Source organism: Ruegeria sp. YTSB088 (assembly GCF_059609825.1).
Map to the genome: position 1 here is coordinate 1 of NZ_JBXWMM010000006.1, position 22991 is coordinate 22991.

The 22991-nt window shown below is 54.8% G+C and carries 22 protein-coding genes; 9 read left to right on the plus strand and 13 right to left on the minus strand.

Annotated elements, in window-relative coordinates; translation table 11 throughout:
- Window positions 1-218: 218 nt before the first annotated feature.
- From AC2FFA_RS10755 to AC2FFA_RS10775, 5 genes are all read right to left on the minus strand, one after another.
- Window positions 219-503, minus strand: a complete 285-nt coding sequence (locus tag AC2FFA_RS10755; protein WP_496851678.1) for a YiaA/YiaB family inner membrane protein — start codon at window positions 501-503, stop codon at window positions 219-221.
- 43 nt (window positions 504-546) lie between these two features.
- Window positions 547-930 carry a PspA/IM30 family protein gene (locus tag AC2FFA_RS10760; RefSeq protein ID WP_496851679.1) on the minus strand — a complete coding sequence of 128 codons (384 nt, stop codon included), beginning with the start codon at window positions 928-930 and terminating at the stop codon, window positions 547-549.
- A gap of 60 nt (window positions 931-990) precedes the next feature.
- Entirely contained in the window at window positions 991-1230 is a 240-nt protein-coding gene (locus AC2FFA_RS10765) for a PspA/IM30 family protein (protein ID WP_496851680.1), read from the minus strand.
- Between the two features lie 69 nt (window positions 1231-1299).
- Window positions 1300-1890, minus strand: a complete 591-nt coding sequence (locus tag AC2FFA_RS10770) for a TetR/AcrR family transcriptional regulator (RefSeq protein WP_496851681.1) — start codon at window positions 1888-1890, stop codon at window positions 1300-1302.
- Window positions 1891-1946: 56 nt separating this feature from the next.
- The gene (locus tag AC2FFA_RS10775; RefSeq protein ID WP_496851682.1) at window positions 1947-2321 is read right to left on the minus strand and encodes a hypothetical protein; all 375 of its coding nucleotides are present in this window, start codon (window positions 2319-2321) and stop codon (window positions 1947-1949) included.
- A gap of 91 nt (window positions 2322-2412) precedes the next feature.
- Between AC2FFA_RS10775 and AC2FFA_RS10780 the strand changes: the two genes are divergently transcribed.
- A complete protein-coding gene (locus AC2FFA_RS10780; protein WP_496851683.1) occupies window positions 2413-3171 on the plus strand; it encodes an alpha/beta fold hydrolase in 759 nt (252 codons plus the stop codon).
- Here the strand turns inward: AC2FFA_RS10780 and AC2FFA_RS10785 are convergent, their stop codons facing one another.
- The 6 genes from AC2FFA_RS10785 to AC2FFA_RS10810 form a co-directional block, all read right to left on the minus strand.
- A complete protein-coding gene (locus AC2FFA_RS10785) occupies window positions 3172-3357 on the minus strand; it encodes a hypothetical protein (RefSeq protein WP_496851684.1) in 186 nt (61 codons plus the stop codon).
- 93 nt (window positions 3358-3450) lie between these two features.
- Window positions 3451-3828 (minus strand): rhodanese-like domain-containing protein, encoded by a 378-nt coding sequence (locus AC2FFA_RS10790; protein WP_299898853.1) that lies wholly within the window; start codon window positions 3826-3828, stop codon window positions 3451-3453.
- A 79-nt stretch (window positions 3829-3907) separates the two neighbouring features.
- On the minus strand, window positions 3908-5260 hold the full coding sequence (locus tag AC2FFA_RS10795; protein WP_496851685.1) for an HlyD family type I secretion periplasmic adaptor subunit: 1353 nt from the start codon (window positions 5258-5260) through the stop codon (window positions 3908-3910).
- Between the two features lie 2 nt (window positions 5261-5262).
- A complete protein-coding gene (locus tag AC2FFA_RS10800) occupies window positions 5263-7485 on the minus strand; it encodes a type I secretion system permease/ATPase (protein WP_496851686.1) in 2223 nt (740 codons plus the stop codon).
- 39 nt (window positions 7486-7524) lie between these two features.
- Window positions 7525-9465 carry a type I secretion protein gene (locus tag AC2FFA_RS10805; protein ID WP_496851687.1) on the minus strand — a complete coding sequence of 647 codons (1941 nt, stop codon included), beginning with the start codon at window positions 9463-9465 and terminating at the stop codon, window positions 7525-7527.
- Window positions 9466-9595: 130 nt separating this feature from the next.
- Window positions 9596-11878, minus strand: a complete 2283-nt coding sequence (locus tag AC2FFA_RS10810) for a hypothetical protein (RefSeq protein WP_299898845.1) — start codon at window positions 11876-11878, stop codon at window positions 9596-9598.
- 763 nt (window positions 11879-12641) lie between these two features.
- Here AC2FFA_RS10810 and AC2FFA_RS10815 point away from each other — a divergent pair.
- From AC2FFA_RS10815 to AC2FFA_RS10835, 5 genes are all read left to right on the plus strand, one after another.
- On the plus strand, window positions 12642-13232 hold the full coding sequence (locus AC2FFA_RS10815; protein WP_496677593.1) for a helix-turn-helix transcriptional regulator: 591 nt from the start codon (window positions 12642-12644) through the stop codon (window positions 13230-13232).
- Entirely contained in the window at window positions 13225-13722 is a 498-nt protein-coding gene (locus AC2FFA_RS10820; RefSeq protein WP_299640899.1) for a hypothetical protein, read from the plus strand. The genes AC2FFA_RS10815 and AC2FFA_RS10820 overlap by 8 nt, the downstream gene beginning before the upstream one ends.
- 269 nt (window positions 13723-13991) lie before the next feature.
- Window positions 13992-14381: an Arm DNA-binding domain-containing protein gene (locus AC2FFA_RS10825; RefSeq protein WP_496851688.1), complete on the plus strand. Its 390-nt coding sequence runs from the start codon at window positions 13992-13994 to the stop codon at window positions 14379-14381.
- Window positions 14378-14635 (plus strand): phage integrase central domain-containing protein, encoded by a 258-nt coding sequence (locus AC2FFA_RS10830; RefSeq protein ID WP_496851854.1) that lies wholly within the window; start codon window positions 14378-14380, stop codon window positions 14633-14635. Before AC2FFA_RS10825 ends, AC2FFA_RS10830 begins: the two co-directional genes overlap by 4 nt.
- A 153-nt stretch (window positions 14636-14788) precedes the next feature.
- Entirely contained in the window at window positions 14789-15190 is a 402-nt protein-coding gene (locus AC2FFA_RS10835; RefSeq protein WP_496851689.1) for a tyrosine-type recombinase/integrase, read from the plus strand.
- Between the two features lie 189 nt (window positions 15191-15379).
- Here the strand turns inward: AC2FFA_RS10835 and AC2FFA_RS10840 are convergent, their stop codons facing one another.
- Window positions 15380-15769, minus strand: coding sequence for a nuclear transport factor 2 family protein (locus AC2FFA_RS10840; RefSeq protein ID WP_496851690.1), 390 nt, complete (start codon window positions 15767-15769; stop codon window positions 15380-15382).
- Between the two features lie 135 nt (window positions 15770-15904).
- Here AC2FFA_RS10840 and AC2FFA_RS10845 point away from each other — a divergent pair, with 135 nt between their 5' ends.
- The 3 genes from AC2FFA_RS10845 (at window position 15905) to aspT (ending at window position 21083) form a co-directional block, all read left to right on the plus strand.
- Window positions 15905-17107, plus strand: coding sequence for an alpha/beta hydrolase (locus AC2FFA_RS10845; RefSeq protein ID WP_496851691.1), 1203 nt, complete (start codon window positions 15905-15907; stop codon window positions 17105-17107).
- Between the two features lie 315 nt (window positions 17108-17422).
- On the plus strand, window positions 17423-18526 hold the full coding sequence (locus AC2FFA_RS10850; RefSeq protein ID WP_496851692.1) for a linear amide C-N hydrolase: 1104 nt from the start codon (window positions 17423-17425) through the stop codon (window positions 18524-18526).
- Between the two features lie 856 nt (window positions 18527-19382).
- Complete coding sequence (gene aspT / locus AC2FFA_RS10855; RefSeq protein WP_496851693.1) at window positions 19383-21083, plus strand: aspartate-alanine antiporter; 1701 nt, start codon at window positions 19383-19385, stop codon at window positions 21081-21083.
- A 107-nt stretch (window positions 21084-21190) separates the two neighbouring features.
- Here the strand turns inward: aspT and AC2FFA_RS10860 are convergent, their stop codons facing one another.
- On the minus strand, window positions 21191-22822 hold the full coding sequence (locus AC2FFA_RS10860) for a bifunctional aspartate transaminase/aspartate 4-decarboxylase (protein WP_496851694.1): 1632 nt from the start codon (window positions 22820-22822) through the stop codon (window positions 21191-21193).
- Window positions 22823-22991 lie beyond the last annotated feature (169 nt).

A 22991-nucleotide genomic window follows, 5' to 3' on the forward strand; every position in this document is an offset into this window, starting at 1 on the left:
GACGGCAACAGCGCTGTCGAAGCCAAGGTCAAGGCCGAAGTCGCAGACCTCTGCGCCAAATTCCCGATCTATCCGAACTTGTAATCGGCCCATCTTCTAACAAAAAACGGCGTCCCGGCGGCGCCGTTCTTTTTTTCAGACCACTTGCCCATATGACTGAATGCTGGCGTCAGAGATACCGTTGGGCCAAGCGCCGTGGTTACACGAGGCGGCTTTGATCAACCGACAGATGACGGCTCATTAAGTACATCCTCCAACAATTTTTCATTTCGCGCCTCTTCAATCCGATTGATGCGATCCTCGGCCGAGCGCGCGTCGAAGCGATATTTGACCACGTTTATCAGGCTAAGCGTCAGCAGAACGATACCCATGCCCCAATAACCCTTGGTAGCCAGCGGAACATCGGTCGACAGGTACAGTGAAATAGTCAGCAAAGCGTAGGCAACAGCAACGCCTGCGCCGTTCAACATGAGAATAAGGGCATTTTCGTTTCGATTGGTCATTGGAAGTCTCCTGTTGTCAAAGCATGTTGATATTGGTCGATTTTCAATTGTCTGTTTGCGCCTTGAGGCGCTTCAGAACATCTGATGCGGTTGCCCGCGTTTTGGGGCCATATCCGGCTTCTTCCATTCGGGCAGCAAGGTTTGAGTGGTCCATCCCGGCGTCAATCTCTCGCAAGATTTCGGATTGCTCGAACGGGTCATCCTGTTTCATCACGCGAGCAATCAGCGCCTCAGCTTCGTCTATCGGGCTGTCGCCACCCAGATGTCGGTTCAGCAACTTTTGCAGCCCTTGCTCTCGTTTTACGGCGCGTGCAGAGATTGCACCTTGCTTGAAATCCAGAATGCGGCGGCTCGCCGCCTGAACTGAATGGCGCAATTGCAGGATGCGCGCTTCGAGCCGGCCCTCGGTCTGTTTGCGCAGCGCCAATTCGTTTTCCAGATCTGCAACCGCCTGCGCCGCGGTTTGGGCAAGATCCTGTCGATCGTCCTACAACGCCTGACGCGCCCGCGCCATCAGGTCGTCAATACGGGCTTGCAGGGTCTCGACCTGTCGGATTTCACTACGCTGCTTCTGAATCAGGCTGGCCAGCGTCAGCTTTGCCGCCTTGAGGTTCTGTTCTGCTTCGCGGATTTTCTGATCAATCAGTTCAATAGAAAAACTGTCCCTCAAGCGGTTTTCGGCCCTGGCGTTTGCACCATCAATCAAAGTCTTCAGGGTACTGAACATGTGTTCCTCCACTTCATGAACATCGTTCACAACGCGGAGATAACAACCCAATGAACGCCGTTCAAGAAACTATTTGTTTCCAATACGTGAAAGAACCTGCGCGATCATGCGTTCGATCTGTTCTGGCGGCACACCTGAAATGCGGTTTTCAAGCCCAAGGGTGACGATCCCGTGAACCGACGAGAACAGCGCGCGCGTCATCAGATCCATCTCAACCCGATCCAGTTCGGGAAACAGTTCGCTGACCGGCTCAGCAATGAAGGAAAACAACTCTTTCAACGCGTTGCGATACCAGTCGGGCACAGGGCCATCATCGGACATCTGCAAGTCGAACAAGGCCCGCCACAGGTTCGCGTTTTCATCGGCGAAATGCAGATAAGCCGTGCTCATGACAATCAACCGCTGCACCGGAGGTTCACTGCCGTCAAAAGACGTACCGACTGCCTGCCCCAGACGTTTGAACGTACGCCCGTTCACGGCCATGACAATTGCGTTGAGATCCTCGAATACGTTGTAAATCGCGCCCAGCGCACATCCTGCATCTTTGGCCAGATCCCGTGCCCGAAGGTCGCTCAGGCCATTCTGGTCAATGCGGGTTTCTGCCGCCTCGACCAGCTTTTCGCGGAGCAGTTCACGCCGGATCTGTGCTTTCGTTGACATCGCGCCCTCGGGATTGAACCACGTTCAGAACTTAGCGCATAGTCCAGAATGCAAGGTCAGATCAAGCCGCGCCACCCCAGAAAGACCAGCAGCAGTGTCGCCAATGCCAGCATGTTGAAAGCCAGCCCTCCCAACAGGCCGAGAAACCAGCCCCATCTGCGGTCGGCAAGGTTGATGGACCCCAGATGATCCCGCACAACGTCGGACGCCTTGATCAGCTTGGGATTATCCAGAACCAGCCTCAGCTTGGGATGAGATGCCATCGCCTCGGCCCGGGCCAGAAACAGCGCCTGCTTGTAGACGCGGCGCGGCAGTCGGCGTTTGGCCTTGCGGATCGACGCCTCGAGCGTCCTGTCGCGCACTCCAATTTTTGCGCGCAGCAAAACAACCGTCTCGGCGATCCGGGTTTGAATGTCTGGGTCCTGCGACATATGTTGCCTCCTGCGGGGGCAATCTAACGGCAGCTACAAAGACCTACAATGGGGCTGGTCGTTTCCAGCGGTGACTTGTATCACGCGAAACATGCTGAACACGATAGTACATGGTGAACCAACCGCCCGACCGCCTCTTGTGATTGCCCATGGCCTATATGGATCGGCCCGAAATTGGGGCGTGATTGCCAGACGGTTATCGGACGAGCGGCAAGTTGTTGCAGTCGACATGCGTAACCACGCCTACAGTGCGTGGGATCCTTGCCATGACTATCCCCATCTGGCGCAGGATATTGCCGAGGTCATCGAGCAGATTGGCGGGACAGCAGATGTGCTTGGGCATTCAATGGGCGGTAAGGCCGCGATGACACTTGCGCTGCAACACGGCGACCTGGTGAACAAAATGGTGATCGCAGATATTGCGCCGGTGAAATACACGCACAGCCAAATTCAGTTTATCGAAGCCATGCGTGCCGTGGACTTCTCGCGCATTGCACGCCGCTCGGATGCCGAGCAGCAATTGGCCGAGCAGGGCGTTGAAAAAGCATTGCGGAGCTTTTTCACCCAATCGCTGGACATCAAGGGAAAGCGTTGGTTGCTGAACCTGGATGTGTTGGCAGACCAGATGCCAAATATCATGGGCTTTCCAGATCTGGACGCCCTGTGGCAAGGTTCCGCGCTGTTCCTGTCAGGGGGCGCGTCAGACTACGTCCTGCCTGAGCATCGCGATAAAATCCGCACGTTGTTTCCCGGAGCGCGTTTTGCCAAAATCCCCGGTGCCGGACATTGGCTGCATGCCGAGAAACCGCGTGAGTTCGAAGCTGCCGTCAGGACATTCCTGAACGCCTGATCACGCGCCTTGATACAGCCGCCGGGCTACCATCCAGGATGCCGGAGCGGCGAGTACAGCCCCTGCGGCTGCGGCGCCAATGATCGCGCTGACAGACACCATTCCAGCCGACAGCACGGCGATAATGGCCGAACCTGACAGAGCAGTTGCAATCAGTGAATACAGCATAGCGGCAAGACGAAACATGGCCGGGTTTTCCTTCTGATGACTTCCGGCCAAATGTTTCACGATTCGAATGTGTTGCACTTTGATTTGTGTCAGATGCAGGCTGTTCCGGACCTAGGATTTGACGGTTTCACCGCCTCCATTCACCCAGTCGGCCAACCCACCGAGATTATACACCTTCTGATATCCCATATCCTTCAGAAGCTTTCCGGCCAAAGCCGCGCGCCCACCTGATGCGCAGTACAACACGATGGGGCGTTCCTTGCGCAGTTCGGGGTCATGTGATTGCAATGCATCGTCTGCCCGAAATTCCAGCATGCCACGGGGTATATGATGCGCCCCGGCGGCGCGACCAGTGTTTTCCAGCTCATTCGCATCGCGAATATCCAGCAGCAGCCCCCCCTGTTCGATCATGGCCTTTGCCTGGGCAGTATCGATACGCTCGACCACCGCATTGGCGGCCTCCATCATGTCTTTGACCGTCACCGGCATGCAAGTTCTCCTCTACGTCGCCGCGCAGAGGTTAACATGCGAGAATTAGAAGGTGTAGGCGTGAAGGAGAGCGACCGCGTTATTGCTCCCGAAACGCGCGCGACATGCTGTCTGATACCGGTTTGGCGATATAGGCCGCAAAGGTGCGTTCTTCGGTTTGAATCATGATTTCAGCGGGCATCCCCGGGGTCGGAACAAAGCCGCTGACGCGGTGCAACTCATCCGGAGTGAGTGAGATCCGCGCCAGATAGACTTCTTGCGGAACACCGGTCGAATCCTCAAGCAATGAATCGGCCGAGATATAGAAGACTTCTCCGTACAAAACAGGCGTCGTGCGCTGATTCAATGCGATCAGGCGTACAGTGGCGGTCTGCCCCGCAACAACACTGTCAATCTCGGTGCGCGGAATCTGTGCCTCGATGATCAGGGGCGCATCTGCGGGCAGTATCTCGGCTATCGGTTCCCCGGTTTCAATCACACCGCCCGGCGTATGATAGTGCAATCGCACCACCGTTCCGGTCACAGGCGCGCGCACTACGGCCCGGTCAAGAACGCTGCGGGCCTGACGGGATTTTTCACGAACGCTTTCCAGATCGGCTTCGATAACGCCCAGTTCGTCCAACGCGGCCTCACGATAGGCGGACCGCGTACGCGTAATCTGTTCGTCATATTTCAGCAGCATCTGGTTGATTTCGGCGGCTTCCGCCTGCAACCGGGCCTGCTGCCCTTCGGCTTCGGCCTGAACACGACGGATGGTGTTCAAATCCCCTTTGCGAACAAGGCCTTTCTCGAACAGCTGGCTCTTGGCCTCAAACTCCTCCTGCAATATCTCGGCTCGCCGGGTCATGCTGTCCAGCTGAGCCTCAAATCCGCTGGCCCGGATTTTCAGCGCTTCCATGTTGCGTTCCAACAGCGCCAAGTCATTCAGCAGAGTCTTGCGCGACACATCGAAGCTGAGCTTTTGCCCGTCAAGAATGGCCATTATTTCAACATCTTTGGCGGCTTCGATCAGTTCCGGCGAAAACACGAGGCGGTCGCGTTCCCCGTACTCCGCCAGCAGCCGCTCGGTCATAGCCTGAAGGCGCAGCTTGCGAATAAACAGCTCACGCTCATTGGCCTGGGCCGAAGTCTGATCCAACGTCATCAGCACCTGACCCGCCTGAACCGACTGACCTTCCACGACTTTGATGTCTTCGATGATGCCGCCCTCAAGGTGTTGTACTATCTTGTTCCGACCCGTGGCGACGAAGCTGCCTTGCGCGATGACCGCAGCGGCCAGCGGAGCGCTGAAGGACCAGACCCCGAAACCGCCGAAACACACGACAAGCATGACCAGCCCGATCACAATGAACCTGTTGATCGAGCGTGGAACCTCAGCATACCACACATCTGGATCATTGTCGGAGTTGTTCACAGGTACGAGGTCATTCATGGTCAGCCCCCCTGCCGGCCTTCAATGCCGGTCTGTTTGCGCGGCCCATTGAGCTGCTGAAGAACCTGGTCTCGCTGACCGAACAGGGCCACGCGCCCGTCGGTCAAAAGCATGATCTTGTCGACAACGTTCAACAGCGTTGGTTTCTGCGTGATAACAACCACGGTGATCTTGCTCGCACGCGCCTGCTCAATGGCACGCGCAAGCGCCTTGTCCCCAGCGACGTCAAGGTTTGAGTTCGGCTCATCCAGCACAACCATTCTGGGGTTGCCAAAGAATGCCCGCGCCAGTGCGATACGTTGTTTCTGACCACCGGATAAGGGCGACCCATCAGCGGCCACCACGGTCTCATATCCCTGCGGCAGAGTCGCAATCATGTTATGAACATCGGCCAGAACGGCGGCATCGTGAATCTGTTCGTCTGTGGCATCCACCCGCATCCGTCCGATATTGTCCTTGATCGTGCCGGGGAATAGCTGAACATCCTGTGGCAGGTAGCCGATGCTTTCGCCAAACTGGCGCGGATCCCAGTTGCGGATGTCCATCAGGTCAAGCCTTACACTGCCCGATGTGGGCAGAATGGACCCGACAAGAGTTTTCCCAAGCGTGGTTTTCCCCGCACCTGAATTGCCGATAATGGCCAGTGTTTCGCCGGGAACCAGCGAGAACGTAATACCGTTCAGAACCACGCGTTTGGTTCCGCCCGGCACATAGAGCAGACGTTCGACATCCAGACGACCTTCGGGGCGAGGCAAGCGCAGTTTTTCGTATTGCAGGGCCGAGGTCGATAGCAGCGCCTTGATCCGCCCATAAGACCCGCGTGTCAGCAGATAGCTGTTCCACCCTTCAATCGAGCCTTCAATTGGCGCAAAGGCGCGCCCGGCAATGATCGAGGCCGCAATCACCATACCACCCGTGATCTCTCCCTGCAGGGCCAGAAACGCGCCCCAGCCCAGTATTCCGATCTGCGTCAGCAGGCGAACGGCGCGCGAAATTGCAGCGAAGATCACGTTTCGGTCCTGTGCCCGTACCTGCCAGGTCAATGATTGGGCTGTGTCCCGCCCCCAGATTCGCACTGCTTCGGGAATCATCGCCAAAGCGTTAATGATCTGGCTGTTGCGCGACATCGAATCCAGATGCAGGTTCGCCATGGACTGCGCCTTGTTCGCCTCGGCAAACGGCTTGGCTGTCATTTTTTGGTTGATCAGCGCAATCGTCATCAAGATCAGCGCAGTAACCACCACGATCATCCCCAGTTCCGGATGCACCAGAAAAATCATCAGGATGAACAATGGCGCAAACGGCACGTCCAGAAACGAGATCAGCGTACCGGACACCAGGAAACCACGAAGCTGTTGCAGATCGCCCAACGTCTGATACTCGCGCCCGTTTCCATGCAACGACGCATGGGCCGCCGCGCTAAGTACAGGTGCGCCCAGCCGGGCCGCCACCTCAACGCCCGTGCGCATAAGCATGAACCGCCGCACCGCATCGAAGGCAGACTGAAAGACCACCGCCCCCGCAACGATAGCCGTCAGCATGATCAGCGTGTCCAGCGACCGGCTGGTCAGGACCCGGTCACTGATTTGGAACAGATAAATCGGAATCGCCAGGATCAGGACATTCGTGGCGCAGGTCAGGACCAGAACAAACGCAAGATTGCGCCAGATTGCCCGTGTCGAAACGCGTAACGTGCGCTGGAAATCCTCGGGTGGGGTGCGTTTGTGGAAGGTTTGGGGTGGCCCGTTCCCATCACCGCCGCCGGTCTTGGTTTGCAACAGTGGCTGGTTTGCCTTGGCCTCGATCGTGGTGCCTATGCCGCTCTCACCGGGTGCGCGTGCAGAGGGGGTCTTGCGCGCAGTCGAGTCCCCGGCGGATGTCGGATCCAGGCCGTCGGCGTCGGCCACCCCATTGCCACCACCCACCGGGTCTTCATCTTGCGCGGGCTGCGGCTGTGCACGCTGATGGGGAGGATCAGCGCGCCGTTGTTCGCGAGCGTGTTTTTGGTCTACAGATTGCTGCGACTCTTCGGTCTCAACCGTCGCATTTTGATCAGGCTCAGACACACGCATCTCCTGCGTCAGGTGCAATCGGGCTTTGACCTTTTGTGCCCGTGTCGTAGGATCCGGGCCATCGCCAGCGCACTGACGCTGTGGACCCGAACCGCCCTGCCTGTCCAATGGACTGGATAAGAACGGACGGCGCGACGAAAAAACAATCGACATTTACAAACCTTCTGGTCACTCGGTAAAAATTCGGGAGGGTCAGGCCAGCATGGTTTGCAGGCCGTCATCTGGTGTCGTTGCGTCAGTGGATGGTGCGTTCAATGCCAGTGCGGCATCCGGTTGCGGCATGGACATGTCGTCCATGATTGCAGCGATTGCCTCATTCGTCATCTCTGTGATTTCTTCGTTGTTTGGAACGTCAATCAGGCTGGCTTGATGAAGCAGCAGGTCAGAGTAAGACCCGTCAGCGGCCATAACAGTTGAATCCACACCCATTTTGGTCAGGTTCGCGGCGTTCAACAGGGCGTTGCTGCCAGCGACGACCTCGGTATCGGCTGCATTTGGACCGGACAGGTCAATCTGATCCTGATCCAGCATCATGGTGACCTGCTCAACGATGTTCACCTGCAACAGGTCTCCGTCGATCTTGAGCACGCGCAACTGCTCCATCCCGGCGAACATGGGATCGTTGAGCAACGCATCCTCCAGCGCATCCATATCCGTTTGTTCAAGCGCCATGGCGTCGGACAGGTTCTGTTGCAAATCCTGATGAGTATCTTCGCCTATCGTTTTGACGGACGCGTCATTCATGATCAGGTTTTCATCATCTCCGGTCATTGCCCCGGGCATACCACCGCTGATGATATCATCATCCATCAGGGCGCTGGTCTGATACAACATATCCACGGAAATCATGTTTCCATCGATCATGATCAGGTCATAAAAGCTGCCCAGCTGTACTATGTCGGTGACATTGAACATCTCGTTATCGCCCATCGCGTACAACGTCGATGCGGCCGAAATCTCTGTCTGAATGTTGTCGATATCCGTGGCGTCGATAACCTGCTTGATGAAGTTTGCCACAACCAGATCACCGTGCACCCAATCCGCAACGATGAATTCGGGTTGTCCGGAGGTTCCGGCGGCGTCATCAAGCCAGGGGGCAACGCGGCCTTCGACTTCGATCTTCGAGGACTGAATCACATCGGTGCCACTGCCCGCGCCCGGCGCCCCCACATCCCAATCAGATACAAGCGCAACCTGGCTTATGGCGGTAAGGCTGATCGCCTGCCCTCCGACGGCGATATAGGGGGCATCAACCCAACCTACGGATGCCGAGAAGGCATTGATCGCAAGGTTGCCTCCGGTCACGACAAGGTGTCCGTCGTCAAATTCAGGATCCTTCGACTGATCCCACTCGTCCGGAAGCATGGCCTCTGCCACGTCCTCGCCTGCTTCGTCCTGTTGATGGAACTCAGGCAGAATGTCCGTCCAGACTGGGGCCTCGTCAACATACTTGCTATTGACGATCACACCCAACGCGTCATCGCCATGAAACTGATGCACGGTAACGCCGTCCACGTTCGCGCTCACCGGGGTCAGCATCTGCTGGGCCAGCGCCTCAACCATCTCGGTTGATTTGTAATCCGCGAGTGAAAACGATGGGGCTGCCACGCCATGAAACGACAACGCCAGGTCCAGAACCTCTTCGCCCTGAGCGATCAGCGCCCCGGTATCACGAAAGTCTCCTTCGCCCACCGTATCGTTGTCGCGCATGACCACCTTTTGCACGGTGAAGGTCATTGCCGAACCCAATGGCACTGTCTCGGGCCGCAGAACAATCAGCTCCGGCGCAGAAGACGGGCCGGATATGCTGTCCGGAACAAATCGCTGAGACACCGCGCTGTCACCACTAAGGATGACCGCTGACTCATACACCGGTCCATCAGGTGCTTGTGGTAATGGCAATTCTGGTTGAGAGGGAAGGAAATTGAATGGCAGGGCTTTATACTCGCCCGACGGGATATCCAGATCAGCTTTGATGTGAATCGAGGTCGGGTCCTCTAGCCCATCTATTTCAGCTTTCCGCCTCAGCGCGCTGAACTCTTCGTACTGATCCCTCAGTCGGGCCTGTTCAATCGTAATTTCGAATGTTCCAACAAAATGCGCTATCGTTTCTGTAATACCGTCAAGTGCCATGTCGGTTATCCTTTATGCCCGCAACGGCTCGAAATTTCCGCTTTGGGTTCAGTTGGGCCGGGGCCGCGTTTTGCGGCCCCGGCATTTTCGAAAGATGCAAGGCCCGAAAATGCGAGCCCTGCCGTTTGACTTAAACGTCTGTGTCGTCGCTGGCGTGGGACATGGTCATCGAACCACCCACCATGGTCGTATCGACCGTGTTGCCCAGAACGTTGGCGCCCATGATGATCGACTGGTTGAACGCAGACGTATCAACGACTGCTGCAGCCGATGCATAGGACTCTCCGGTTACGATACCATCGCCGCCGTTGTTCGCGCCCCAGGCACCACCATTGCCGCCGGCACCACCGTCGCCTGAATAGGCGCCGCCGCCGTTACCACCGGTGATCGTGCCACCCATGGTATCGCCTGACGTTGCGCTGCCCATCGAAGCTCCGCTGGTTCCGCCGTCCGCGGCGGATGCGCCACCGGCACCACCGTAGCCCGAGTCGGCAGAACCGGTCGCGTCGCCGGAGCCGGTCGATGTAGCATCATTGTCGGAACTGCCTTCGCCACCGTATCCGGCAATTGCCTCGGCCAGGCTGTCAGCCGCGCCGTTTGTATCGGCATCTCCGAAGACGTCCGCTGCTCCGCCATCGCCCGCGGTATTTGCGGCATCGGCAGACCCTGCTCCGTTTCCGGTAGACGTCGATGTTGGCGTTGTACTGCCGCCCGCGCCGCCGTCGCCGTCAGCAGCTGACGTTCCGGTACCGGCCGCATCCGCAGCGCCGTCGGCCGCGTTTGACCCTCCGTTACCGCCGCTGCCGTCGGTATCTTGCGAATTGCTGGCTGCGCCGTTCACGTCACCCGGGCTCTGGTCAATATCCGGCCCGCTTGCCGACTGATCACCAACGCCCTGAGCATCGGAATTCGCGTCAGCGGTTCCACCAGAACCGTCGCCGCCCGAGCCGTCGCCGCCGGAACCGTCGCCGGCTGTTCCGTCGCCACCGGTTCCATCACCGCCGGTTCCGTCACCGCCTTCGCCTGCTTCAGCGTCAATCATGCCTAGCTCTTCCTGCAGAGCCATGATTGCAGCTTCCACCATCGCGCCGAAGCCACCTTCACCGTCGCCGCCGGTGCCGTCGCCGCCGGTTCCGTCACCGCCAGTGCCGTCACCGCCAGTTCCGTCGCCACCGGTTCCGGTTCCACCAGAGCCGTCAGCCGAGCTGTCCGCGCCGCTGTCAGCAGTGCCATCCGCTGTGTTGTCACCAGCAGTGGCATCATTTGCGTCGGTGTTGCTGTCGCTGGTGTTCGAGGCCGAACCATCTGCCGCAGCGTTACCATCACCACCGTCCGCTCCGGACGCGTCCGCGGCGTTATCCGCCGTCCCGGTACCCGTTCCAGTCGAGTCGGAGTCGCTGTCGCCGCCGTTTGCGTTACCGGCTGCATTCGAACCGGACAGACCCAGCCCCAGACCCAGACCAAACGAATCCGCACTGCCGCCGGCTCCACCGGTACCCGTACCATCTGCACTTGTGCTGCCATCGTTGTCAGACGACGCTGAGCCATCCGCGGCACCACCATCTCCACCGGCACTGTCACCGTCGGATCCTGCGCCCGCCATACCAACACCATTGCTGGCATTGCTCGCGTCACCGGTCGATCCGCCCCGGCCGCCGCTGGAATCGGCATCGGCACTGCCGGTGTCACCACCGTCAGCCCACGCGTGGCTACCCAGCGTTGATGAATCGGCCGCACCACCATAGCTGGTTCCGCCGTCACCCGATTTACCGCCGGTAGCATCCGAACTGATGCCTTCAGCCGCAGTTGCCGTGCCACCATTGGCGTCGCCGTTCTGGTAGAAGTCGGCATTGTTGGATACGCTTGGTGAATCCAACGTGTCATCATCACTCAGACTGGCGACCTGGCTGTTCACGGATGACATCGCTGTTCCGGCGCCATCCATCGAGACATCCAGATTCATGTCATCGCCGGGATCATAGGTCAGATCGCGGCCAGCCGTGATCACGTCACCCACTGTCGCCGAGTCGCCGAGATCCAGATCAACCTGATCGTCGTCGCGCGGAATCCACTCGCCGCCGCCGAAATCGATGTTGATTTCGTTGTTGTTGGAGTTGTCGTTGGTGTTGTCTCCGGCATTAAGCGTCTGATCTTGATCCTGACCTTGGTCCTGATCCTGACCCTGGTCCTGACCTTGGTCTTGGCCCTGGTCCTGACCCTGATCCTGGCCCTGGTCCTGACCCTGTTCGTTGGCGTTTTCTACGTTTTGGTCCTGCTGCTGCTGTTGCGCAGTCACGTCGGCTTCGACAAGAGCCTCATCAACCTGAATTTCAACATCCACCGGAGCATCCAGGTTTTCGACAATAATTTCGTCAACGGTCGTTACATTGGTATTGTTTACATTGCGTCTCATAACTAATTCCCATTTCTGGAACGCCTGACCGCCATTCATCTACAAAGCGGCAACGGGCGTGATTGAAACAAAATTCCCCACACAGCGTTCGAACACACTGAATGCGGTAAACATTAGTTTTCCTGAGGCCACCTCCTTTCCCGGCTAAGCCGAAAACGCGACCGTTCTCAATCAATGCTGAAATGCGCAAGGAACGGACACGACAGGGACAGACGCTTTGACAATTAAAGCCCGCCCATGTTTGCAGCGGTATGCGTTCGCGACTAGCTAACTGAAAGTTCTGATACGGTTAACTTGTTGTTTTTAATATTTATTTTGTAAGAATTTGAGACTGCCGCCAAACCACGCCCAAAAGTTCTATATGAAGAAAGTAACAAAAAATAAGTGCAATTGTTTCCGCCAGTTACACAAATTCGCGCAGGAAAACCTAACCAATAGTTCTATATCCCCGACACACGAACTATACCGTCTGGTTGTAGAAATTCACGCTTTCTGCTACAATTAAACATACGTAATTCTTTGATTAGTTAACTACTTTTGCTCCGGTAATTAGATTTCAATAACGCAATTTCCGGTTAACCCCGCTTTGTGAGGGAGTGTAATGAGTGAGTCTTTGATCAATAAAACTGGCAGTCACGGTATTTGTTCAGAAGATTTTCCGATTATCTTCCTCGGAAAAGAACTATTCTATTCAAATCAAACTCTAAGAAGCGTTCAAACTGAATATGGGATCTGCGCTTTTCGCTTCGAAACACTCGAGGCCATGCGCGAACATGTTCCGGACAGCGGCAAGATCGTCGTTGTGGATCAGATGTTGATCGAAGACCTGCTGGCGCGTCCCAGGGCATATACCAATAGTACAGGTTCCGGTTGCCTTGCCTTTGCCTATCGCAAGGAAGATTCGGCCAGACACATGTTCGAAAGCTGGAACCGAGCGCAGTTTGGAGATGTTGGCTTTCTGCCGATGAATGTCGCACCGGACGCGTGGCGCGCCATCCTCAGATTGCTGATGCATGAAGAACTATATCTTCCCAGTTTTCTGGCTGACTGTGTCTCTTCCCCCTGTCAACACGCGCCTGATAGACTTCGGGAACGGGAAACTATTGCATCGAACGGCGTGGATCGGCATGCACAATACTCCAAGCTGACACGCCGCGAAAAGCAGGTTCTGCAACTGGTCTCACAAGGCAAAAGCAACAAACTGATTGCGGCCAAGCTGGGCATCACAGAACACACGGTCAAGCTGCACATGCATAATGTTGTCGGCAAGATCGGTGTCAGCAACCGGACGGCGGCGGCTCATTTCTATTTCGAGGTTGCGCCTCATGAGGCGCAGCAGACAGCCTTTGACTGATCCTTTTGAAGCCCGGTTCGACCGCCTGATCCTTTTGGTCGGCAGGCTGAACTATATGTGGACCAACACCGAGAGCCTGTTGATCCACCTGATCGCCGGGCTGACCGACACGTCGAAGGACGTTGCCGTCATCATTTTCCTGACTTTGAACACCACCCGGGCGCGAATCGATCTGGTTGAAAGACTTGCAAAAATGGAAGGGCGTCCGGCCCTGATCCGCGATCCGATCCTTGAGCATACACAACGGCTGGCCAAGCTTTCTGGTATTCGCAACAAGTACAACCATTGCATCTATTCCTTCGACCCTGAAAGCGGAAACCCGAAAACAATCCTAATGCGGATTGCTGACCGCAAAACCGACATAAAACTCGGCCGTGAAGACACCGTCGACGAGAATGCCCTGCGCCAGATCGAAGCAGTCGTTGAACAGCTGTCAGCCGCAAACAGGGACATTTGGAAACTGATCCGACAATTGGGGTTTCCGGTTTAGGCTAACCATTATGGCACAATTGAACAGCGGAGTTTTGTGGGGTCATCGCAGCAGTCGCAAGATCGCCGCCGCGCATTCGGCCAAGTACATGTAAGTCATTGCACAATTTCGGAATTCTTGTGTGGTGCGGGCGGTGAGCACCATGTTTCCGTTGCAACATGGTGCAAATAAAAACGTACTCTGTTGCTAGTGTTGGGTTTTGCAAATTTCACTTGTAGCAACTTGTGTCAACATGTTGCAAATCAACCCACAGCAAGTGTGGGGCAGATATGGCAAGAGGCGATAACTGGCTTTCCGTAACTCAAGTAAAGAACGTGCCTTCCGGCAGCGTCATTCAAGACGGCGGCGGGCTATCCCTAAAAACGTCAAAGAATGGCGGGCGCTGGTTTTACCGATTCCAAGTTAACGGCAAGCGTCGGGACATGGGGTTGGGTTCATATCCTGACATGTCGCTATCGGACGCACGCAGGGAGCGTTCAAAGTGGGCCGCTTATGCTGAGCACGGCGAAGATCCGATTGCAGAGCGTGAGCGTCAGAGACTTGAAGCGGAGAACAGTCAAAACGACCCGACCTTTGAGGAAGTGGCGGCAATAGTGTTTGAGGCGCGGAAGGAAAGTCTTCGCGGTGATGGTGTGCGCGGACGCTGGTTCTCCCTCTGAAAGCTCTATGTAACGTCAAGATTGGCAAGCGCCGTGTCAGCACCCTAGCTGCGCGTGACATTCACGACGCGCTGAAACCGATCTGGAGCATCAAACACGAAACCGCAGACAAAGCCCTCTATCGAAAACGGATGGTGCTACGTCAGGCGAAGCTTATGGACTACGAGGCAAAACCGTTCATCTGTGACAAAGCTCGTCATATGCTCGGATATGCAGATCGGGTTTCACAGCCCCTGCCCGCGACACCATGGTAAGAAGTTCCTGATTTATATTCGAGGCTCGACAAAGAACATCCCTCTTACCTGGAACTGCGCTTCACGATTTTGACGGCGGCGCGGGGAATGCCGGTGCCCGGGGCTCGTTTCAGTGAGATTGACGGCGACGTGTAGACTGCCCCGCAAGAACGGATGAAGGGAGAACGGGGCAAGGTGCAAGATTTCCGCATTCCGCTCTCAAACGAAGCGCTGAACGTCGTCGAGCAATGCAGATCCACGGCCCGAAACGACTTCCTTTTTCCCAGCTCACGCGCTGCGGGCGGTGTGAGCGACGTAGCAATGTCAATGGTATTGAAGCATTTGAATGAAGCCGGGCGTGTCCATGGCTTCCGCACGTCGTTCAGGACGTGGGTGCAGGATACCGAGGCGGCAGGGTTCGAAGTCGCTGAAAATGCGCTGGCCCATATAGTCGGCAACAAGGTCGAGCGGGCCTATGCGCGCTCGGATCTGCTGGATAAGCGGCGCATCCTCATGCAGAAGTGGGCCGATTACGTGAGCCAGACTGAGGCAAAGGTCGTGCAGCTTCGCGGTTAGATCGGCGGCGGCTCGGTTCGTCTACGACACAATTTTTGTACACTCTGGGGGCTAGACCTAGAAACAAGCATATTTCAACTGCAGTTTCACGCCAAATTGCGGACGGTCGGCTGAATTTTGGCTGAGACCGAATTGCGGACGAAGCACCAATTCGCTGCGGCTGCGCCAAGGCCTGCTTTTGCCAGGCTGTCATCCATTCCCTGTTTGATGTGAGTACGCATCTGCGTCAAACCATCCTCGTGAAGCCTGAACTTCCATCTCGTGGTTCAAATCCCATTCCTCCCAACCATGGATTTTGAGAGGATTGCCACTGGTTGCGTCATGCCCCGTGAAAGTCCACAGAAAGAGCGCGTGCTGCCCGGAAATGCGCACGTCATCGCAGGTGAGCGTCAGGTCTGGCACATCTCTGAAAAAGCCATCTGCCATATCCTGCACCCGGTCCCGACCGGACCACGGCTCACCCAGATTGATCACGATCTCGCCGTCCTGTGCATAAAATGAAGCAACGGCCTCAGCGGATTTCGAGTTCCAGGCATTTGTGTAATCCTGTGCCATTTCCGCGATTTTCATGGAGTCCATCTTAACTTCCTCTGTGACTTCAGTTGTCTCAGGAATGTCACCGAACCACTACGTTTGCGCTTGAGGAAGACCTTGGGAAACTCTTAGGATTTTCCTGTGATTGACCCAATTGCGAAAGAAGACACAGTGCGAGCTATGCAAAAGTACAAGTTTGGCAGTTTTGTTCTCGACCCCGAGCAGCACAGTCTGAGGCATTCAGGAGCACCGGTTTCGATTGAACCGAAGGTGTTCGATCTCTTGTTGCTTTTGGTGAAAAACGCAGGTGAGTTGATCAGCCGCGACACATTGATCGAACGCATCTGGCAAGGGCGTATTGTCTCAGAATCTGCGATCAGCGCCTGCGTTGCCGCAGCGCGACGCGCGGTCGGCGATGACGGGCAATCTCAGGCAGTTATCCGAACCGTGGCGCGGCGCGGCTTTTTATGTTGTGCCGAGGTGGAGGTTGTTGAAACCGCAGATGATGCCCAATCCAGAGAGCTTTCGCCACGGCTCCAGTTCACGAAAAACCGCGAAGACAAGTCTCTCGCCTATACCGTAACAGGCGAAGGGCCTCCGATCATCTACACGACTTTTGGCGGAACCAGTATCGAAGCCGACTGGAATTCCCCGTTTTTTCGCCCGTTGCTCGACGCAATCCGCGCGAATAACACGCTGGTACGCTTCGACGAAATGGGCAGCGGCCATTCTGATCTTGAAATGGACTCCACAGGGGTCGAGGCCGTCGCCTATGATCTGTTGAGTGTTGCCGATGCCATCGGGCTGGACCGGTTCAGCTTGTTCAGCCAATCGGGCTCGGCCCTTTCCGCGGTATTTCTGGCCGCGCACTATCCAGACCGGGTTCAATCCATGGTTTTGAATGGCGGTTATGTTGAAGGCCGGAATGTGCGGCAGAACACCACTGGCACTCCAGAAATGCTGGGCATGATCTCCGAAGGGTGGGATAAGCCGGATAGCAGCTTCCTATTGGCCTATTCGTTGCTTTACTTCCCAGAAGGCCCGCTGGATCTGGCCAAGGATATCGTCGAGATCCTGCAAAAGTCCTGTCCGGCAGAAAACATGTTGCGCATGCGGAAATCGCATAGCGATGCGTCGGTGGCTGACCTCTTGCCCATGGTGCAATGCCCAACGTTGATCGTTCATGCCCGCAACGATTCAATCCACCCGCTGTCCCAGGCCCGCAAATTGGCCGCAGGCATCGCAAGTTCTGAACTACTGGTTCTGGATTCGGCAAATCACGTTCCCATGCCCAAAAGCCCGGATTGGAACGCATTTCTGGAGGCCACGCTGAGCTTCTTAAATGGGAATATGGATCACTTTAGAAAGCCAAATACTCAGTAGCGATCAGCGCTACTTCTACCCAATCTGTGCAAAGCTACTTAACAACTTCAGACATTCACCCAACGCGCGGCATCAGTTGCTTTGGGCTCAAAGTGGACCTTCGCTGTATCTGCGATGAATGTCTGCCATGCGGACTTGCCCGACGTTCGCACCTTTTGTGTTTATCCACCCGAATGGCCAAAACATTGTCATTCACGATCATCGCAGCGAATGATGGCTTTGAACTTGAATCTTGCATGTTAGCTGTCATTTCGATCCGATTCAGTTTCGCTACCGTAACTACAACAGCGCAAGGTTAAAAAAGGAAGTAGGCCAATGAAACGAGTTAGCGTTCTGAAGCTAAGTAAGCTTGTGAGTTCGGCGTTGTTGGCCGTGGCTATAACGACTCAATCCGCCTTGGCATGCACAGGAATCGTTCTTAAGTCGGCAGACGGCACAACAGTGCCTGCGCGGACCATGGAGTTTGGTTTTGACATTCAGTCAAATATTTTTGCGGTTCCATCCGGGACATCGATTGAAACACTCGGTTTGAATCCTGATGTGACGGGCTTCGCGTACGAGGCAAAATACGGCTTTCTTGGTGCAAACGGATTGGACATGCCAATTGTGTTTGATGGCGTTAACACAGAAGGCTTATACTTTGGCGCTTTTTACTTTGCCGGTGACGCGGTATTCTCTGAATTGACGGGTGAAAATCGCGACCGTGCCGTTTCATCCGAAGAAATGGGAAACTGGATTCTTGGCCAGTTCTCCACAGTCGCTGAAGTTAAAGCGGCACTTCCATCCATTGACGTCGTGGGTACGTACGTGGCCGAAATTGACGGATTTGCGCCGTTTCACTATGCGGTGACAGACTCAACGGGCACCTCAATTGTTATTGAGTACACCAAGAGCGGCCTTACAGTTTATGACAACACAGTTAATGCTGTCACAAACAACCCAACTTACGATTGGCACCTGACCAATCTCAGAAATTATGTTGGCCTCCAAAGTGAAAATCGCGGTTTGATGACAGTAGGCTCAGAAAACATCGCGCCATTCGGACAAGGCAGCGGCCTGTTGGGCTTGCCGGGTGACCATTCATCTCCAGCTCGATTTGTCCGAGCTGTTGCTTTCGCGAATACATCTCTTCCGTCTGATGACGTGGACGACGCAATATTTAAAGCATTCCACATCTTGAACGTTTTTGACATTCCAAAGGGCTCTATTCGCGAGGCAGTTGGCGATGGCATACACACTGACTACACACTATGGACGTCAGCGGCTGACACAACCAACGCGCGTTACTTTTATAAAACCTATTTGACCCAAAGCGTTGAGAGCATTGACGTTAAAAAGGCTGTGTCGTCGATAAAAGAGCCTACAACGCTTATCATGGAAAGTGGTTTCAAGGTCCGTGACAGAACGGGTGAGTTTTAATATCGATGACTGGTAAATTTCTTTTTTTGATTGCCCGATTGGTGGACTCGGCTCCGCCAAGGGCATCTGAGGCAAATGCGACAGCATCGAAATACGAACCCCGTAATTGACGGTCAAATTTTGGTCGCAACCGGTACTCACTACCTCATGATATCGAAGACTTAGGCAAAATATCTGCCCGCTGTAACGACTGCTCCGGGCTCGGTGCAGACGTTCGCCCAAATATCGCGAGCGACCGCAATGCGGACAAGTTTGCCGTTGGCTCTTTGGTTGCTGAGGACCGGTCTCAGCCCGAAGTGGACATTGGATTTGAGGCGCACTTGTCGGGTCAGCGGAAAAAGCTGTCAGCTTGGATGATCGTCTTTTCTATAGAGCAAAATTGTTAGTGGCTTTCTAATAGAACCAAGAAAAGTTGCACGCCAAAAACACTGCAATTCTCTCGGAATCGAAAGTGTCTGAGAAAGAGACTGAAGACTTAACTGCGTCTATGAAGACACTGTCCGGTACACGGTTGCCCAAGCTTCAATCTTATGGCTTCATTCCTGCAGGTCAGGTCATGAAACCAACAGCCACGCGCTGCAACCTACGTGAATATCCGCGGCATGTCCGAAGGGAACTCAAGAGTCCATTGAAGTAGCCAAGACTGACCCCCTTAAGAAACAAAGAGTGAATGGAGTGACCTAGATTCTAAAAAAGTAGTTTTTAGGTTGCGAGCGCATCTGCCTAAAAAAGTCTGTTCCGAGTAGTTTCGAAATCTCCGCATGGCGCCGGGTGTCAAAATTTTCTTGTTTTCAGCACAGTAAGGCGCTGTATCTTGAGAAGAAAGGACCAGCGTTTGGACCCGGGAGATTTTACAATGGAATTGATTACAGAACAGCTGCGCGCCTTCCCGATCATGGCACTGTTTCTTTGTCTGGGTCTGGGATACGGCGTAGGGAAGTTTCGGGTCGGCAAGTTCGAACTGGGGGGCATCGCTGGTACGTTGTTGGTGGCGGTCTTCATTGGCCAAATCGGCGGTATCAACCTTAGCACCGATGTTCAGAATGTATTCTTTTCCCTCTTCATTTTTATGGTTGGCTATAATGGCGGGCCTCAATTTTTTGCGGCCTTGAACCGAACTGCGCTGACCAAGTTACTTGCCGCGTTTATGATGACCCTCTGGGGGTTGTTTTTTGTTATAGTCGTTGCTCGGTTGGCCGGCTTGGATAAAGGGTTGGCGGCTGGATTGGCCGCTGGTGGTCTGACACAATCAGCGATCATTGGCACCGCTGGAAATGCCATCGATCTGCTTGGGCTGGCCGCAGATGAGGCAGAAAAGTTAAAAACCAACATCGCCGTAGGATACTCGGTTACTTATATCTTCGGCTCGATCGGCCCAATATTGGCAGTTAGTGTCATTCCAATCATCATGCGTGTCGACCTGCGGCAAGAAGCGATTAAGCTGGCTCAGAAACTCAGCGGCGGCGGTCGCAAACTAGAGGAAGGTGAGTTCCTTCCTATGAACCGGTTTGACGCCCGAGCCTATCAGGTAAATGCCGATGCAACCATTGCCGGAAAACCCGTCAAAGACATCGAAAGCGGCTATGACGGTGATCTGATCGTCGAACGGTTACTCCACGATGGCGCTCCTGTGGATCCAAATCCTGAAACAGTAGTGAATGTAGGAGACGTTGTGGTCGTCTCTGGCCTCGTAGCGACTTTGACCCAGTTCGAGGGTAGCGCCAGTGGTGAAATCGGAGAGTATCCTCCTGAACTGACGGTTGTAGAGGAACGTCGTAACGTAGTGGTCACCAACCGCAAACTAACTGGCAAAACGTTGGCAGAATTGAGCGAGGCTCTGACGGCGGATCAGAGGCGCGGTGTTCATATCTCAAAGATCACCCGCATGGGCCATGATGTTCCCGTTCTGCACAACACTGAGATCCACGCAGGGGACGAGGTCAGTATTGTCGGTCACAAGGACGATCTGAACCGAGTTGCGAAAGTTGCGGGCTACGTTCCGCCTTCGGCCTCGGTAACCAATTTCATTGCATTGGGGATCGGCGTGGCCATCGGCTATCTGATAGGAGAGATCAGTTTTGTCATCGCAGGAACGAAGGTGGCTTTAGGGTCCGGCCTCGGATGCCTGGTTACAGGGTTGATCATCGGTTATATGCGCATCCGGCGACCCAAGATCGGTGGTATTAACCGTGGAGCCGCTAATTTCCTTCAGAGCTTTGGATTAGCTGTGTTTGTTGGTGTCGTTGGCCTCAATGCAGGCAAGCCCGCGCTAGAGGCGATTCAGGAATATGGGATCACGCTGCTGCTGTTGGGTGTGGTGGTTACATTGATGCCCATGATCGTGCAGTTCCCAATCAACTATTTCGCCCTGCGTATTAAAAACCCGATTGAGGCCTGTGCGGTTGTGACCGGATCACGCTCGGGCAATCCCGGTTTTGCGACACTACTGGAAAAGGCAGGGAACTCGACACCTACACCAGCCTTCACCATGACCTATGCCGTGGCCAACATCTTCCTGACGCTATGGGGGCCGTTGGTTGTGGCTTTTGTTCCGTAAGTCAAACCGGAAATGGGCGCGACAACCGGGATCCTAACTTGGAAGGGTGGGATCAGCGTGTGTGGCAATCATCACGCTGATCCGTTCCTCATTGCTAGTGTTAGATTTCAACCGTGCAAAGGCAGTCCTTTCGAGGCACGGTAGGCCTGCACGTAACCGGTGGCCACTGCGCGCACCGCTCTTCCGATCTGGCGGTAAGCACTATCATCCAAATTGGCGAACGATACCCGCGCCGACCAATTGGGCGCGTCAAAGCCCGATCCATTCAGCAAAACGATCCCGTGGTCCTGAGCCAGTTTGAAGGATATATCTAGCGGGTGGACATTCTCCTTGATCCATTCGACCACCTCTTCGCCCACGTATTTTCGGAGCCAGAATTCGAAGTCGATGATACCGTAGTATTTGTCGAATAGCGGGTTATCGGGAACTTCGATGCCCATGCCTTCGACCAACTCGTCAAAGCGATGTTTCAGAATACCCCAGCAGAATTTCTGATAGGCTTTCTCTTCGTCCATAAGCTCGACCAGTGAAAACAAGGTCATCATCACCTGTTGCGGCAGCGATAGACCTGCAGTGTGGTTCAGCGCAACATCGCGGCTGTCGGCGACGATCCGGTCAATGAACTTGAACGAGGATGGATCAGGCGTCAACGTTTCGTACCGTGCGTTGACAACGGCCTTGGTTTCGTCCGGAGCCCCCGCAATCATCTTGTCGAAGATGTTGTTCTCGGCCACCAAAATCGCGCCCAAGCGCCATCCGGTACAACCAAAGTACTTGGAGTAGGAATAGACCCCGATGGTATTCTCAGGCAGGTGCCCCAAGATGGACTGAAAGTTTGGAACAAAGGTCCCGTAAACATCGTCAGTCAGAATGATCAGGTCCGGGCGGCGGTTCTTTACGAACTCGACAAGCCGGGTCGTGACCTCGGGGCTGATAGCGACTGAAGAGGGGTTGCCCGGGTTGACCAGAAACAGCGCTTTGACTTTCGGGTCGGACAAGATTTCGAAATCATCGTCGTTCAGTTGAAAGTGGTCCTCTTCTTTCGAAGATACATCCACTGTGTTCAGCCCATAGTCTTCAAGTACCGGCATTTCCAGATAAGGCGTGAAAATCGGTGTACCCAACGCAATGGTGTCGCCGGCATTCAGCAATCGCTGGTTCTTGAGTGCTTTGAAGATGTAACACATCGCAGCGGTTCCACCCTCAACAGCGTAAATATCGAACTTCGCATCCGGTCGGTGCCCCGCGCACATCGCCCACAAAATGTATTCGTGGACAATCGCCTCGTTGTGCTCCATGCACCGGTCGGGCATCGGGTAGTGGTCGCCAACAATTCCGTCGGTCAACTCAAGCACGAAATCGTCTGGTGTAAAACCAAATCTCTCAATCGCAAAATCCACTACGGCCACCAAAGTTTCCGCACCTGGAGGACCGTTTCCTTCAACCGAATTGGCGCAATATGCTTTTAGCCGGTCATAGCAACCTGGCCCTTGCGGCATCCCAGCCAGACCGACCCTCGGCTCATTCCGATGGCGCTGCGCTTCTGTCATGGCGAACTGCCCCAAAAGGAAAAATGCCTCCCTAGCTTTGGTGGCGATCCAGTTAGGGTTCCCTCGACCGGCATTAAGGTATGGCAGAGCCATCTGCCGCGCCTCTTTTTGCGCCAACATGATAAGTTCGTCCTTGATTTGGAAAGGACTTAGGTTTTCAAATTTATGCAGGTTGAGCGATTCTGGCATGACATCAAATCCTTGCGTTGAAACAAATGACGTAGTTGAGCGGATCGCATGCAAGGCAATGAGTCAATGAAAACAACACTAATTGACGGGACCAGCGTAAAACCGAGGAACCCGTGTTTTCCTTGCAAAACTTATCTGAAACCATTTTTCAAGGCAGACAGAGTGATGG

Excerpts from the sequence above, each read along its gene's own strand:
- AC2FFA_RS10755 (WP_496851678.1), bottom strand. The coding sequence starts at position 503 with ATGACCAATCGAAACGAAAATGCCCTTATTCTCATGTTGAACGGCGCA.
- AC2FFA_RS10765 (WP_496851680.1), bottom strand. The coding sequence starts at position 1,230 with ATGTTCAGTACCCTGAAGACTTTGATTGATGGTGCAAACGCCAGGGCC.
- AC2FFA_RS10770 (WP_496851681.1), bottom strand. The coding sequence starts at position 1,890 with ATGTCAACGAAAGCACAGATCCGGCGTGAACTGCTCCGCGAAAAGCTG.
- AC2FFA_RS10775 (WP_496851682.1), bottom strand. The coding sequence starts at position 2,321 with ATGTCGCAGGACCCAGACATTCAAACCCGGATCGCCGAGACGGTTGTT.
- AC2FFA_RS10780 (WP_496851683.1), top strand. The coding sequence starts at position 2,413 with ATGCTGAACACGATAGTACATGGTGAACCAACCGCCCGACCGCCTCTT.
- AC2FFA_RS10785 (WP_496851684.1), bottom strand. The coding sequence starts at position 3,357 with ATGTTTCGTCTTGCCGCTATGCTGTATTCACTGATTGCAACTGCTCTG.
- AC2FFA_RS10790 (WP_299898853.1), bottom strand. The coding sequence starts at position 3,828 with ATGCCGGTGACGGTCAAAGACATGATGGAGGCCGCCAATGCGGTGGTC.
- AC2FFA_RS10795 (WP_496851685.1), bottom strand. The coding sequence starts at position 5,260 with ATGAATGACCTCGTACCTGTGAACAACTCCGACAATGATCCAGATGTG.
- AC2FFA_RS10800 (WP_496851686.1), bottom strand. The coding sequence starts at position 7,485 with ATGTCGATTGTTTTTTCGTCGCGCCGTCCGTTCTTATCCAGTCCATTG.
- AC2FFA_RS10805 (WP_496851687.1), bottom strand. The coding sequence starts at position 9,465 with ATGGCACTTGACGGTATTACAGAAACGATAGCGCATTTTGTTGGAACA.
- AC2FFA_RS10810 (WP_299898845.1), bottom strand. The coding sequence starts at position 11,878 with ATGAGACGCAATGTAAACAATACCAATGTAACGACCGTTGACGAAATT.
- AC2FFA_RS10815 (WP_496677593.1), top strand. The coding sequence starts at position 12,642 with ATGCGCGAACATGTTCCGGACAGCGGCAAGATCGTCGTTGTGGATCAG.
- AC2FFA_RS10825 (WP_496851688.1), top strand. The coding sequence starts at position 13,992 with ATGGCAAGAGGCGATAACTGGCTTTCCGTAACTCAAGTAAAGAACGTG.
- AC2FFA_RS10835 (WP_496851689.1), top strand. The coding sequence starts at position 14,789 with ATGAAGGGAGAACGGGGCAAGGTGCAAGATTTCCGCATTCCGCTCTCA.
- AC2FFA_RS10840 (WP_496851690.1), bottom strand. The coding sequence starts at position 15,769 with ATGGACTCCATGAAAATCGCGGAAATGGCACAGGATTACACAAATGCC.
- AC2FFA_RS10845 (WP_496851691.1), top strand. The coding sequence starts at position 15,905 with ATGCAAAAGTACAAGTTTGGCAGTTTTGTTCTCGACCCCGAGCAGCAC.
- AC2FFA_RS10850 (WP_496851692.1), top strand. The coding sequence starts at position 17,423 with ATGAAACGAGTTAGCGTTCTGAAGCTAAGTAAGCTTGTGAGTTCGGCG.
- aspT (WP_496851693.1), top strand. The coding sequence starts at position 19,383 with ATGGAATTGATTACAGAACAGCTGCGCGCCTTCCCGATCATGGCACTG.
- AC2FFA_RS10860 (WP_496851694.1), bottom strand. The coding sequence starts at position 22,822 with ATGCCAGAATCGCTCAACCTGCATAAATTTGAAAACCTAAGTCCTTTC.